Genomic DNA, 14722 nt, shown 5'->3' on the forward strand with positions numbered 1-14722 from the left:
GAAATGAATAAGAAACTAATCACTAAAAGGTAATAATGGGTATAAACAGAAGAAATATAGAAATTAAGCAATTGAAGTTACAGAATTTATTGGCTATAAAATAAATCAATAAGCAAAAAAAAAAGCTGAGTAAAAACTCAGCTTTTTAAAGAAAACTAATATCTACAACAAAGTAGAAATAATAGTATTCAACGTTGCGCTAGGACGCATTGCTTTAGACGCTAACTCAACATCAGCAAAGTAATAACCGTTGATATTTTGTGCTGGACCTTGAGCACTATTTAATTCATCAACAATTTTACTTTCTTGGTTTGATAATGCTTGCGCTACTGCTACGAAAGTTTCTTTAAGCTCAGCATCATCAGACTGACTCGCTAATTCTTGCGCCCAGTATAATGCTAGGTAAAAGTGGCTTCCGCGATTATCTAATTCACCTACTTTACGAGATGGTGATTTATTTTCAGATAAAAATGTACCTGTTGCTCTGTCTAATGTATCAGCAAGTACTTGGGCTTTATTGTTGCCTGTAGTATTACTTGTATGTTCTAAAGAAGCAGCAAGTGCTAAAAATTCACCTAAAGAATCCCAACGTAAATGATTTTCTTTTTCGAATTGTTGAACATGCTTAGGAGCTGAACCACCGGCACCAGTTTCAAACAATCCACCGCCATTCATTAATGGAACGATTGATAACATTTTAGCTGATGTACCTAGTTCTAATATAGGGAACAAATCAGTTAAGTAATCACGTAATACATTACCTGTTACTGAAATTGTATCTTCGCCTTTAGCAAGACGCTCAACTGTAAATTGAGTTGCTTCAACAGGCGACATAATACGAATATCTAAACCATCAGTATTATGTTCTGGTAAGTACTTCTTCACTTTTTTGATGACTTCAGCATCATGCGCACGATTTTCATCTAACCAGAAAATAGTAGGTACTTTAGTTGCTGTTGCACGATTAACGGCTAATTTAACCCAATCTTGAATAGGTAAATCTTTAGCTTGACACATTCTCCATATATCACCCGCTTCAACAGCATGTTCTAATAAAACAGCACCATTAGCATCAATAACACGCACAGTACCATTACTCACCATTTCAAAGGTTTTATCGTGAGAACCATATTCTTCAGCTTTTTGAGCCATAAGGCCAACATTAGGAACAGTTCCCATAGTTGTTGGATCAAATGCGCCATTTTCACGACAAAAATCAATAACTGCTTGGTATACACCAGCGTAACAACGATCAGGAATCATCGCTTTAGTGTCTTTTAATTGTCCATCAGGACCCCACATGCCACCAGAAGAACGAATAGCTGCAGGCATAGAAGCATCAACAATTACATCACTTGGTACATGTAAGTTAGTAATACCTTTGTCAGAATCAACCATAGCTAATGCAGGGCGAGTTTCATAAACCGCTTGAAGGTCAGCTAAAATTTCAGCTTTTTTCGCTTCAGGTAAACGTTCAATTTTAGAATAAACATCACCAATACCATTGTTAGCATCAACACCTAATTGCTCAAATACGTCTGCATATTTTGCAAATACATCTTTATAGTAAACTTTTACAGCATGACCAAAAATAATAGGGTCAGATACTTTCATCATGGTTGCTTTTAGATGAAGTGATAATAAAACATCTTCTTCTTTCGCTTTATTAATTTCTTCTTCAAAAAACGCTACTAGCGCACTTTTACTTAAAACAGCGGCATCAATAATCTCACCTGTTAATAAAGACAAGTGATCTTTTAAAACCGTTACCGCACCTGAGTTATCAGTAAATTCAATTTTTACTTCAGTTGCATTTTCAACGGTAGTCGATTGCTCACTACCAAAAAAATCGTTTGCAGCCATGCTTGCAACACTAGACTTTGAATCTTTGCTCCATGCACCCATTGAGTGAGGGTTTTTACGAGCGTACTGCTTAACTGAACCTGGCGCTCTACGATCTGAGTTACCTTCACGTAATACAGGGTTTACTGCACTACCTTTAATTTTGTCGTACGTATATTTAATTGACTTTTCAGCGTCGTTTTGTGGCTCTTCTGGATAATCAGGTAATGCATAACCTTTAGCTTGAAGTTCTTTAATAACGGCGTGTAATTGTGGTACTGATGCGCTAACATTAGGTAACTTAATAATATTAGCTTCTGGTGTAGTAGCTAATTGACCAAGTTCAGCTAAGGCATCATCTACACGTTGATCTTCAGTTAAATATTTTGGAAAGTTTGCAAGAACACGTGCAGCTAATGAAATATCACGAGTTTCAATGTCTATACCTGAAGTGGCTGTAAAAGCCTGAAGAATAGGTAATAACGAATGTGTCGCAAGCGCTGGTGCTTCGTCAGTAATAGTATATATAATCTTAGATTTTTCGGTTGTCATTGAGTTTCCTACTGTAAATATTGCCAATACCACGAGTAAATGCATAAACATTCAATACAGCTATATCGATATGCACTTTATTAAAATTTATTTTCGCGCGCATATTACAGGATTTTAACGAAAATTAACATAGCCCTAGATAAGAGAATAAGACTTTCAAGGCCCAAAGTTTGATAAAAATAATGAATACAAAACAAAGAAGAACAAAATCAACTAGTTTTAAAGCCCCTAAAACAACAGATGAACAACGAAAAATTGTATTGTTTAACAAGCCGTTTGATGTGTTAAGCCAGTTTACAGACGATCAAAAACGAAAAACATTAGCTGATTATATCAATATAAAAGGCGTGTATGCTGCAGGTCGCCTAGATCGAGACAGCGAAGGGTTACTGCTATTAACAAATGATGGAAAATTACAACATAAATTAGCTAACCCTAAACAAAAAACGGAAAAAACCTACTGGGTACAAGTTGAAGGCTCTCCTACTGAAAATGATTTACTTCAGTTAGAAAAAGGGGTAAACCTTAAAGATGGTTTAACCTTACCTGCTAAAGTATCGGTTATGAAGGAACCAGATATCTGGCCGAGAACCCCACCGATTAGAGAACGAAAAAACATTCCTACAACCTGGTTAAGTATTTCCATAAAAGAAGGACGAAACCGACAAGTACGTCGTATGACCGCTCATATAGGTTTTCCTACTTTAAGATTAATTCGATATTCTATAGGTCAATACAACATAAACAACATCAACAATGGCGAGTTTAATATTATATAAGACTGAAAATAAACAATGAATACAATTCAAAATACTCATGGTGATGATCAATTCAAACCTAACACAACCGTTGCTGCGGTAATATTTTGTGATGACAAATTTTTATTAGTTGAAGAGTTAGAAAATAGTAAAAATGTATTTAATCAACCAGCTGGCCACATAGAAGCCGGCGAAAATTTAATTGCTGCTGCAGAAAGAGAAATATTAGAAGAAACAGGCCTAGCACTTTCCCCTCAGTATTTAAATGGTATTTATTATTACCACCGACCTGAACTTAATCTATATTTTGTTCGTTTTTGCTTTGTTATTGAGCTTAACACCTGTATGCAAGGCACTCCACAAGACGATGAAATACTGGCTACACATTGGCTTACCTATAATGAAATAAAAGCGAGATCGTCTGAACTAAGAAGCCCTATGGTATTAGAGTGTATTGAAGACTACTTACTACACAAAAAGCTAGGTCAAAAAATACCATTATCGGTATTAAAAAGTAATATTTAGTCTGTTTACTCCACTGCACACATGCTATAATTCCGCGCCTTATTTTCTATGATTTAATTTTTTGATGACTACACACTCTACAACACAAACGCCCCCATTGAATAACAATGACTTATCAACTAAGCCACCTTCTGAAACCAAGGTAATTGTTGGTATGTCGGGTGGTGTTGACTCTTCAGTTTCAGCTTATTTATTGCAACAAGAAGGCTATCAGGTTGAAGGTTTATTCATGAAAAACTGGGAAGAAGACGATACCGATGAGTATTGTGCTGCAGCCCAAGATTTAGAAGATGCTAAAGCAGTTTGCGATAAATTGGGGATAAAACTCCATACAATTAATTTCGCTACTGAATATTGGGATAATGTTTTTGAATATTTTCTTGCTGAATATAAAGCAGGCAGAACACCTAATCCTGATATTATGTGTAACAAAGAAATTAAATTCAAAGCCTTTTTAGAGTTTGCTTGCGAAGATTTAAATGCAGATTACATTGCCACAGGGCATTATGTACAACGTGCATATCAAAACGGTAAATGGGCAATGTTGCGTGGTTTAGACAGTAACAAAGATCAAAGTTATTTCTTATATACCTTAAGTCACGAACAAGTGGGGCGAACTTTATTCCCTGTTGGTAATATTGAAAAACCTAAAGTACGTGAAATTGCTGAACAAGCAGATTTAATTACTCACAATAAAAAAGACAGTACAGGCATCTGTTTTATTGGTGAACGTAAATTTAAAGACTTTCTCGCTCAATATTTACCTGCTCAACCCGGTAATATTGAATCAGCAGAAGGTGAAGTCATTGGTAAACATGATGGCTTGATGTATCACACATTAGGTCAACGAAAAGGTTTACGCATTGGCGGCTTAGCCAATTCAGGCGAAGAGCCTTGGTACGTTGTGGAAAAAGATTTAATCCGTAACGTATTAATTGTTGGTCAAGGGCATAACCACCCTCGCCTATTTTCTAAAGGTTTAATTGGTAACCAATTACATTTAGTTAATAGAAACGAACTTAATGAACCAATTAAATGTACCGTTAAAACACGTTACCGCCAAGACGATGTAGCCTGTAATTTATCTCCTATGGCAAATGGTGAATATCTTGTTATGTTTGACGAACAACAAAGTTCAGTAACTCCTGGGCAATCAGTTGTTTTTTATCAAGATGATATCTGCCTAGGTGGCGGTATTATCAATACGCTTATCCGTTAAAATAATTCAGACTCACTAGAGAAAGTATAGAATTTATAATGAAAGAACAAACGCTCACATTAGCAGCCATCTGCCAAGTCGCCTACTGGGTTCAAAAACTATCTCGTTCAGGCCAAATAGACGATGCAGAATTAACCGTATTGCTTAACAGCATTATGAACACATCTCCTACAAGCACGTTAGATGTCTACGGAAACGATATTGCAAACTTAAAAGTGGGTCTTGAAACATTAATTCAGCATTTAGGTAACCAGTCAAAAAATAAAGATCCTGAACTCACTCGTTATGTAGTGAGTTTATTAGGGTTAGAACGTCGTTTAAGTAAGCGTAATAAGCAAATGGTTTTACTTGGCGAAAGAATAGAACAGTGTGAACGACAACTTGCTCACTATGACATAAACAGTGAAACCCTGATTTCTAGTATTGCCAGTATATATAGCGACTTAATTAGTCCATTAGGTTCACCCATTCAAGTAGCGGGTGATCCCACTATTTTAAAGCAACCAACTAATCAACATAAAATTAGAGCTTTATTATTAGCGGGTATACGTTCAGCGGTACTTTGGAGACAAGTTGGCGGTAAACGTCGAAATATTTTATTTGCTCGTTCAAAAATAGTGGAATGTGCAGAATCATTACTAAAACAAATAGCTTAATGCTCTTGTTTTTAAAACATATTATTTAATTTTAATTTGGGAAATATCATGGAACTTTCAGCATTAAGTGCTATATCACCAGTTGATGGCCGTTATGGCAGCAAAACTAAAGCCTTACGCCCTATATTCAGTGAGTTTGGTTTAATAAAATACCGCGTAACCGTTGAAGTACGTTGGTTACAAAAATTAGCAGAAACCTCTGAAATAGCTGAAGTTCCAGCTTTTAGCAGCGAAGCAAATGCCGTATTAAATGCTATTGTTGAAAACTTTAGTGAAGAAGATGCACTAAGCATAAAAAAAATTGAAGCGACAACTAATCACGACGTTAAAGCGGTTGAGTACTTCTTGAAAGATAAAATAGCTGATAACGCTGAATTAAATGCGGTTACAGAGTTTATTCATTTTGCTTGTACTTCTGAAGACATTAACAACTTATCTCATGGGTTAATGTTAACGGAATGTCGTACGACAGTATTACTACCTGTAATTGATGAAATTTTAGCAGAAATAAAAGCATTAGCTGTTGAATACCAAACAATGCCAATGATGTGTCGTACACACGGTCAACCTGCTTCACCTAGTACTATGGGTAAAGAAATGGCCAACGTTTACGTACGTTTAAAACGTCAACGCGACCAAATTGCGGCAGTTGAAATGTTAGGTAAAATTAACGGTGCTGTGGGTAACTACAATGCCCACATCTCTGCTTACCCAGAAGTTGATTGGCACAAGTTTTCAAACGAATTTGTTACCTCGTTAGGCCTAACTTGGAATGCGTTTACCACACAAATTGAACCGCATGATTATATTGCAGAATTATTTGACGCAGTAGCAAGATTTAACACTATATTAATCGATTTCGATCGTGACGTTTGGGGTTACATTGCACTTGGTCACTTCAAACAAAAAACAATTGCAGGCGAAATTGGCTCTTCAACCATGCCACATAAAGTTAACCCAATTGATTTTGAAAACTCTGAAGGTAACTTAGGTATTGCTAATGCTATCTTTGGTCATTTAGCACAAAAATTACCAGTTTCTCGCTGGCAACGTGACTTAACTGACTCTACAGTTTTACGTAACTTAGGTGTTGGTTTTGGTCATGCATTAATAGCTTACGGTGCTACCTTAAAAGGCATCAGCAAGTTACAAGTTAATGAGCAAGCATTATTAGACGAGTTAGATAAAAACTGGGAAGTTTTAGCTGAACCTATTCAAACGGTTATGCGTCGTTACGGCATTGAAAAGCCATATGAAAAACTAAAAGAATTAACGCGTGGAAAACGTGTTAATGCTGATTCTATGCGTGAATTTATTGCAACATTAGACATGCCTCAATCAGCTAAAGATGAATTAGCACTTATGACTCCTGCGTCTTACATTGGCCGCGCAATAAGCTTTATTGCTGAACTCGACTAATTTAGTCAATTTAGAATTTACCCGTTACCAATTAAGATATATATCGGTAACGGGCATATTCACTAAAAACGAATACCCCCCACCTCTCGAAACTTTATACCGCGCATCTTTCAAATCCCAACAATAATTCGCCTGTAACTATAAATTGACGAAAATAATCCAAACTATTTTCAGCAAAATTAGAACCCCTTTAAACTTAATGATATCTTGCAAAAATGCTTCAGAATATCGATATATAAAATTGATCTTCAGGCACATATTTAAATTATTCAACTTAAGTTTATAGCCAATACTCATAAATAATATTGGTGTTAAATTCACTAAGTTGCTAACAACTATTTTGCTTTATTGGAGAGTATACGAGTGTCCGTTTTTAACTTAGTTGATTTTGATGATCACGAACAAGTGGTTTTTTGTAGCGATGAAGAATCAGGCTTAAAAGCAATCATAGCAATACATAATACTAACTTAGGCCCTTCCGCAGGTGGATGTAGATTTTGGGATTACTCAAACGAAGAAGATGCTATAACCGATGCATTACGTTTATCAAAAGGAATGACTTATAAAAATGCCATGGCGGGTTTGAAACTTGGTGGTGGTAAAGCGGTTATTATTGGTAATCCTAAAAACTTAAAATCAGACGCTTTATTTAAAGCATTTGGCAAAGCGGTGAATAACTTAGGTGGGCGCTACTACACCGCAGAAGACGTAAACATAACCACCGCTGATATGGCTGTTGTGAATCAAGTTACCGACTTTGTATCTGGTTTAGAAGGGAAAAGTGGTAACCCTGGTCCTTTTACGGCTTTAGGTACATTTTTAGGTATAAAAGCAGCTGTTAAACATAGATTAAATCTAGATTCTTTAGAAGGCATTTCTGTTGCTGTTCAAGGTTTAGGATCTGTGGGTTACTCCCTTTGTGAGAAACTACATAAAGCAGGAGCAAAATTAATTGTTACCGATATTAATCAAGATATATTAAATAAAGCCAAAAGTGAATTAGGTGCAAAAGTCGTAAGCTTAGACGATATATACAAGCAAGATGTTGATGTATTTTCACCTTGTGCTTTAGGCGCATCTATTAACGATAACACTATTAACCAACTAAAAGCTGTTGTTGTTGCAGGTTGTGCTAACAATCAATTAGCAGCAAGTCGTCATGGTAAGTTGTTGCACGAAAAAGGCATTTTATATGCGCCTGATTATGTCATTAATGCCGGAGGTATTATTAACGTAGCACTTGAAATATACCCTGAAGCCTACGATCCAGCTCAAGCCATGATATTAGTGCATAATATTTATCAAACACTAATGAGTGTATTTGAAAATTCAGCGAAAGAAAATCGTCCAACCGGTGAAATAGCAGATGAAATGGCTAGAAAAATTATAGGAAAAGCTACATAACTCGAATTCAAATTAAATCAATTTAAAAGCGAAGAATCATATAAAAGTAACCTTTAATAAATATAAAACGACTAAAGGTTACTTTGAATAAAATGATAAGTTAAGTCTGCGTTATCGATTCTGACTGTGTAGTAGAAGACCAAGCATTTAAAATAGCTTTAACTAAAGTCGCTAAAGGTATAGCAAAAAACACTCCCCAAAAACCCCACAAACCGCCAAAAAATATCACCGCAATAATAATGGTTACAGGGTGCAAGTTAACCGCTTCGGAGAACAATAGAGGCACTAATAAATTACCATCTAATATTTGAATTATCCCGTAAGCTAACATGACATACCCAAACTCGGCTGTCACACCAAATTGAAATAAGGCAACTAATATAACTGGTAGTGTTACAATCGTTGCCCCCACAAATGGTACTAAAACAGACAGCCCCACTAATACACCAAGCAATACCGCATAGTTAAGTCCTAGTGCGATAAAAGCTACTGTTGAAGCAATTCCAATAATCAAAATTTCAATCACTTTACCGCGAATGTAATTCATGATTTGTTGATTCATTTCATTACCCACTTGTAACGCCATTCTTCTTTCTTTAGGAAGAAACTTAGTTAAGCTTAATAATAAGGCCTTTTTATCTTTCAAAAAGAAAAATACCATTAAAGGCACTAAAATAAGGTAAATCATCAAAGCGACTAAATCAGAAATAGAATTTAACGAAGCTTTTAAAATAAGTTTGCCCCACTCTATTAATTTTTCATTCACCATTTTGATCATACTTTCAATTTGATCCGGTGTTACAATCTCAGGATATTTATCAGGCAATGTTAATAAATAGGTTTGCCCTTCAGACAACATATGAGGTACTTCTTGCACTAAATTACTCGTTTGTTGCCACATTACAGGCACTAAACCCAACATAGTCACTAAAGTAAAACTGACAAAACCACATACAACTATAGTTACAGAGCCAGTTCGCGAGCCACCAATTTTTTGAAGTTTATTTACCGGTAGATCTAATAAAAATGCAATAGCTATTGCCACAAAAACAGGCATAAGTAGCTGGCTAAAAAAATAAACGAATAAAAATATACACACTAACAGTATTAATAGTGCGATAGCACTTGGATCTGAAAAGTGGCGTTTATACCAGTTTGTAAAAAGCTGAACCATAAATAAAACTTACCTGTTTTCTATCAGTAATTCGACAACACCATTATCAAGTGTTGTACTAGAGAATGGATATCCCGCTTTTGATAAATACTTAGGGATATCATTTTTTGAACCTTTATCAGCAATACTAATCGAACACTTATCATTAGCTTGCATTTTTTTCAAAATTACACGCATTTTTACTAAAGGAAGTGGACACTTATCATTTGTTGCATCATATTCGTGTAGCATGAACGTTAACTAACACCTTTTATAATTTTGTTTACACTCTTCTCTTAAATAAAGAGAGAATCATTAAAAAAAACATGTGCAAAAGTTAACATATATACCACCTAGCGGATATACAAATAATGATAATAACGCGCTTTTAAATGAAAAAAAATAACGACGAATGAAATGTAACAAAATGCTCATTTACAAGGTCTATTAAACATTACAATATGTATAAATATTAAGACTCGTTACGCATAAACAAGCTATAAATAACATCAACAGGTTTACTATTATTTTGATATTATTAGTATCCTAAAAGCAGACATAGCTTATCATCCCCGTAAATCACTAGAGGTTATTGATTTTTAGCGTTTATTTTAAACTTAAACATGTTAAATCAAAAAATTTAATTATCACTATGTTAAAAACAAAAAGATTACTTATTTCAGTGGGAATATCATTAGCACTTGTTTGCTCTTCGACCATTGCAAAAAATAACAAAAATAAGCTTCCTGAAATTGGTGCTGCTGGTTTTAGTGCTTTATCAATAGATAAAGAGCAATTTATTGGCAATGCCATGATGAAACAAGTACGTGCATCACAGCCTTTATTACATGATCCTGTTTTAAATGAATACATCAATAGCTTAGGTAATTTACTGGTTAAAAACGCTCATGATGTAAATTATGCATTTGATTTTTTTATTGTTAACTCAAAAGAGCTCAATGCCTTTGCATTTTTTGGTGGACATATAGGTATACATAGCGGCTTAATTACTACCGCAGAAAATGAAAGTGAGTTAGCTTCTGTTATTGCGCATGAAATTTCACACGTAACGCAAAGACATTTAGCGAGAAGGCTTGAAGCCCAAAGTAGAAGCCAGCCCCTTTCAATGGCGGGTATTGCCAGCAGTATATTACTAGCACTTATTAACCCTAATTTAGGTATGGCTGCACTTAGCACTTCAATGGCGGCCAGCCAACAAGCAAGTATTAATTATACGCGTGGTAATGAAAAAGAGGCTGACCGAGTAGGTATTGCTTTACTTGCTAACAGTGGTTTTGATCCTACTGGGGCGCCCAATTTTTTTGGTAAAATGGCTGAAAAATTCAGATATATTAGCAAGCCACCTGCAATGCTTTTAACACATCCATTACCTGACTCTCGTATTTCTGACGCTCGTATTAGAGCTCAAAATTATCCTGTTGTTCATATTAAACCTAGCTTATCTTTTGAATTAACAAAGGCACGAATATCTGCTCGCTATGAGCGTAACGCCAAAGCAAATATTGGTATGTTTGAAGGTTTATTAAAACATGAACGATATGAAATTAAAGAAGCTGCATTATATGGCTTAGCCCTTTCCTATTTTGAAAATGAATCGCCTCAACAAGCTCGAGAAATTTTAGAAAAATTAATTAAAAACGATCCAAATAATTTATTTTACGCTGATGCTATTTCCGATGTTTATATAGCCACTAAGGAATTTGATAAAGCAATAGCGCTTCTCAAACGACTAAACTTGCTTATGCCAAATAATCAAATAGTAGCGCTTAATTACGCTAATGTTTTACAAGAAGCAAACGAATTAGAGCAAGCAAGTGCAATGTTACAAGATTTTTTGATCACACAACCTGAGCATTTTATTGCTAACGATCTATTAACTACAATATACAGAAAACAAAAAAAAATAGGGTTAATGCACGCTTCCCAAGCTGAAGTTTTTGCCCTTTTGGGTATTTACCCTAAAGCTATAGACGAACTACAAACAGCAATTAAATTTTCAAGTGATTCCCCCTTGTTTATTAAAAGGCTAAAGGCCAGAATACTGCAACTAAGAGCGCATGAAGAAAAACTGCAGCGATTATAACCATTCAACTTTTAAAATAATGTTAAAGAGTAAACTATGCTAACAATTTACCACAACCCTAGATGTTCAAAAAGCAGACAAACACTACAGTTATTAGAAGAAAACAATCAAGATGTTACTGTGGTTGAATATTTAAAAACACCATTAAACGAAACTAAAATTAACGAGCTATTAGGTTTATTAAACATTTCTCCTATTGAAATGATGAGAACAAAAGAGGCTGAATTTAAAGAGCAAAATTTAAAAGATGCAAGTAACGAAGTACTTATTGCCGCTATGGTAAATACACCTAAATTAATCGAAAGACCAATAGTTACCAATGGTAATACTGCTGTTATAGGTAGGCCTCCTGAAAACGTATTAACTTTGTTTTAATTGAGTAAACATTAATGATAAATGCATCAACCTTTTCAACAAGTACATTAAAAAAAATAGCACTTACAGGCTACTTCGGATTACTCTTTTTCATGCCTTTATGGCTTCTTATACTTAATCCATCAAATGGACTATCTCCAACACTATCTTTAGTATTTTTCACCCTGCCTTTAATTTTTCCATTAAAAGGTTTATTGCAAGGTAATCCATACACTTATGCATGGTCAAATTTTGTAGTAATGCTTTATTTTTTACATTCATTAACAACTTTATGGGTATCTTCCCAAGATACTGTATGGGCATTAATAGAACTAAGCTTTGCAACATTAATGTTTATAGGTGGTACTTATTATGCGAAATTTAAAGGACAAGAGTTAGGTCTAAGTATCAGAGAAAAGAAAGTAAAATAAACAACGATTATACCCGTTACCAATCAAGAGGCTATTTCAGAGTGCTTGAGCGATATCAATTCAAGGCAGTGGTTTGTCATAATGCTCGTTCCCTTATAAAAGGCACTGTTGATGAAGTTATTTTGCTCAAGCGCTTCTTCTATGGGTCTAAAAAATTTATGGGGCTTATTAACTTTAGTCAGGTTCCTACATGGGTGTATATACTTAGATTTTGTTTGGAATGTAAAATCTGTGCCTAAATTGTTTTTAGTTCCCACTGAAACCTGCATTTTGAATGATAACGGGTATATAACAAAACAGGACGTGTTATGAAATTAGTATTATTAAGTATTTCCACTTTATTATTAGCAGCATGTGGAGGAGGCAGTACTTCAAATAAAGAAACTCCAATCACTCCCCCTCCAGAGCCTTTACCTATAAAACAAGTCGTAAAAAATGCCATTAATGCTTTTGATGACAACGTTGCGATTAACCAAGCCGTTGAATTATTTTTATATTACCCTCAAACAGAGATCAATAATATTCAATGGAATCAATTATCTGGCGAACCGGTTACTTTTCTTACACCTAATAGTAAAGGGATTGCATTTACACCAACATCTTCTGGTAATTATGTATTTGAAGCTTCTTTTACTACTGAAAATGGCAACACTGAAACCCTTACACACGAACTAGATGTAACAGATAGCGTTTCGAGTATTTCAGCACGATTAGGTCATGTAGTATCAGAAGGTAATAAAGTTTCATTACGCACCAGCCTAGCTTCTAATTTACCTATCAATACCATTAGTTGGAAACAAACATCTGGGCCTCAAGTTACTTTAACTGATACTAATACATCAGGTAAAACAGCTATATTTTTTAATGCACCTAATGTTGAGCAAGACAGTTTTGTTACTTTTGAAGTAACAGCAACAAATACTAATACGATATATAGAGATACTGTAGCCGTATTAATTGAGAATAAAAACGAAATTAACAACAACGCTCTTTTTGATGAAAGAGTCAGTGACACTTTTGCATACAACCCAGATTCTCCTTATAAAAATAGCTTAGTAGATTGTGTATATAACAATAACATCACCATTAACAGCAATTGCACGCTCAATAAATTACCTTTAATAGCTCACGATACAGTAACGCCAAGCATTGATGACATAATGGATAGAGTTGTGGTTTCTCATCAATGGATGGGCGATCGATTTAAAACATTTTTAGAGCAATACGATATACATAACGATCTTAAGAATATGCTTAGAGCAACAACCGCTATCGTTATTTCTTACGATATAAGACCTTCTTTTTATTGGGGAGCAACGGGCGCTATTTATTTAGATCCCGATAATTTTTGGCTAACTCCAGAAGAACGAGATACGCTAAATGAAGCTCCTGATTACCGTGCAAGCTTTGGTAACGATTTACAGTTTGATATACCTTGGCGATATGTTCGAAATAACGATTATTTAAGTACTTATATTTCTGAAGATACAAGAAGATCTCGCAATATTGACGATGGGGTTTATCGTGCGATTGGGCTTATGTATCATGAACTTGCTCATGCCAATGACTTTTTCCCGAAAAGTCGTTGGTTTACTTTAGATAAAAGCAAAAGAATAAACGCAGCCATTACCAGCCCAATACAATCTGATATTCTGAGCCAAATGCATCCTTTAAATGGTAATGAAATGCGAGCGTTAGCCCAAGTAAGTTTTCATGGTGCTTCAGCTACCCCAACTCAAAAATCCTATACACCACAAGATATTGCTCACTTTTTTTCTCCTGAAGTAGCTCCTCAATACTATAACTATTCAAGTATCAGAGAAGATTACGCTATGCTATTCGATGGTTTTATGATGAAAGCTCGATACAACATTGATCGAGATGTTGCTATTACTAATCAAGTCAATGCGGGCGGCTCCGCTAGTGATTATATTGTTGAGTGGGGACAACGTGGACGCATTAGCGATGAAAATATTAAACCGAGAGTAGCATTTGTTGTTGAGCGTATATTGCCTGAGTTTAATGACTTTCACCCCATACTAGATAATTTACCAGCACCTATTGCTATGGCATCGGGAAAATCTTGGATTGATAACTTAGATATTAGCCCAAGTTCCGCACCCAAGTCTTTGGCCAAAGCACAAGTATCGTCTCAAACAAGAGCAGCTAACCAAAATCGACCAATAAACGAGTTCCGTTTATTGTTTGAAGAAAAGGCAATGCCTACAAAATAAGATAGCTTATATACCCGTTACCGCTCAAGATGCGTATTTCAGAGTAAATATTGAATGGTCACGGGTATATG

13 protein-coding genes are annotated in these 14722 nt (G+C 35.2%); 10 read left to right on the top strand and 3 right to left on the bottom strand.

Features of this window, described 5'->3' with window-relative positions:
- Positions 1-162: 162 nt before the first annotated feature.
- Positions 163-2394: an NADP-dependent isocitrate dehydrogenase gene (locus tag B0X80_RS00725; RefSeq protein ID WP_077337936.1), complete on the bottom strand. Its 2232-nt coding sequence runs from the start codon at positions 2392-2394 to the stop codon at positions 163-165.
- Positions 2395-2576: 182 nt separating this feature from the next.
- On the opposite strand from B0X80_RS00725, the gene B0X80_RS00730 reads away from it, so the two are divergent.
- The 6 genes from B0X80_RS00730 to B0X80_RS00755 all read left to right on the top strand — a co-directional run bounded on the left by B0X80_RS00730 (position 2577) and on the right by B0X80_RS00755 (position 8375).
- Positions 2577-3173 (top strand): pseudouridine synthase, encoded by a 597-nt coding sequence (locus B0X80_RS00730; RefSeq protein WP_077337937.1) that lies wholly within the window; start codon positions 2577-2579, stop codon positions 3171-3173.
- Between the two features lie 15 nt (positions 3174-3188).
- Positions 3189-3677 (top strand): NUDIX hydrolase, encoded by a 489-nt coding sequence (locus B0X80_RS00735; RefSeq protein ID WP_077337938.1) that lies wholly within the window; start codon positions 3189-3191, stop codon positions 3675-3677.
- 64 nt (positions 3678-3741) lie between these two features.
- Complete coding sequence (mnmA, locus tag B0X80_RS00740) at positions 3742-4896, top strand: tRNA 2-thiouridine(34) synthase MnmA (RefSeq protein WP_077337939.1); 1155 nt, start codon at positions 3742-3744, stop codon at positions 4894-4896.
- Positions 4897-4934: 38 nt separating this feature from the next.
- On the top strand, positions 4935-5552 hold the full coding sequence (gene hflD, locus B0X80_RS00745) for a high frequency lysogenization protein HflD (protein WP_077337940.1): 618 nt from the start codon (positions 4935-4937) through the stop codon (positions 5550-5552).
- A gap of 48 nt (positions 5553-5600) precedes the next feature.
- Complete coding sequence (purB, locus tag B0X80_RS00750) at positions 5601-6971, top strand: adenylosuccinate lyase (RefSeq protein ID WP_077337941.1); 1371 nt, start codon at positions 5601-5603, stop codon at positions 6969-6971.
- A 363-nt stretch (positions 6972-7334) separates the two neighbouring features.
- Positions 7335-8375 (top strand): Leu/Phe/Val dehydrogenase, encoded by a 1041-nt coding sequence (locus tag B0X80_RS00755; RefSeq protein ID WP_077337942.1) that lies wholly within the window; start codon positions 7335-7337, stop codon positions 8373-8375.
- A 100-nt stretch (positions 8376-8475) separates the two neighbouring features.
- On the opposite strand, the gene B0X80_RS00760 is transcribed toward B0X80_RS00755, so the two are convergent.
- Both B0X80_RS00760 and B0X80_RS00765 read right to left on the bottom strand, forming a co-directional pair.
- Entirely contained in the window at positions 8476-9549 is a 1074-nt protein-coding gene (locus tag B0X80_RS00760) for an AI-2E family transporter (protein ID WP_076418783.1), read from the bottom strand.
- A gap of 9 nt (positions 9550-9558) precedes the next feature.
- Complete coding sequence (locus B0X80_RS00765) at positions 9559-9780, bottom strand: sulfurtransferase TusA family protein (RefSeq protein WP_077337943.1); 222 nt, start codon at positions 9778-9780, stop codon at positions 9559-9561.
- Positions 9781-10180: 400 nt separating this feature from the next.
- Between B0X80_RS00765 and bepA the strand changes: the two genes are divergently transcribed.
- The 4 genes from bepA to B0X80_RS00790 all read left to right on the top strand — a co-directional run bounded on the left by bepA (position 10181) and on the right by B0X80_RS00790 (position 14651).
- The gene (bepA, locus tag B0X80_RS00770) at positions 10181-11632 is read left to right on the top strand and encodes a beta-barrel assembly-enhancing protease (protein WP_077338345.1); all 1452 of its coding nucleotides are present in this window, start codon (positions 10181-10183) and stop codon (positions 11630-11632) included.
- A 36-nt stretch (positions 11633-11668) separates the two neighbouring features.
- Positions 11669-12007 carry an arsenate reductase (glutaredoxin) gene (gene arsC / locus B0X80_RS00775; RefSeq protein WP_077337944.1) on the top strand — a complete coding sequence of 113 codons (339 nt, stop codon included), beginning with the start codon at positions 11669-11671 and terminating at the stop codon, positions 12005-12007.
- 14 nt (positions 12008-12021) lie between these two features.
- Positions 12022-12417, top strand: coding sequence for a DUF2069 domain-containing protein (locus tag B0X80_RS00780; protein WP_077337945.1), 396 nt, complete (start codon positions 12022-12024; stop codon positions 12415-12417).
- Between the two features lie 308 nt (positions 12418-12725).
- Positions 12726-14651, top strand: a complete 1926-nt coding sequence (locus B0X80_RS00790) for a hypothetical protein (RefSeq protein ID WP_077337947.1) — start codon at positions 12726-12728, stop codon at positions 14649-14651.
- The last annotated feature ends 71 nt before the right edge of the window (positions 14652-14722 follow it).

The organism is Pseudocolwellia agarivorans, from assembly GCF_002000085.1.
Taxonomy (GTDB): domain Bacteria; phylum Pseudomonadota; class Gammaproteobacteria; order Enterobacterales; family Alteromonadaceae; genus Pseudocolwellia; species Pseudocolwellia agarivorans.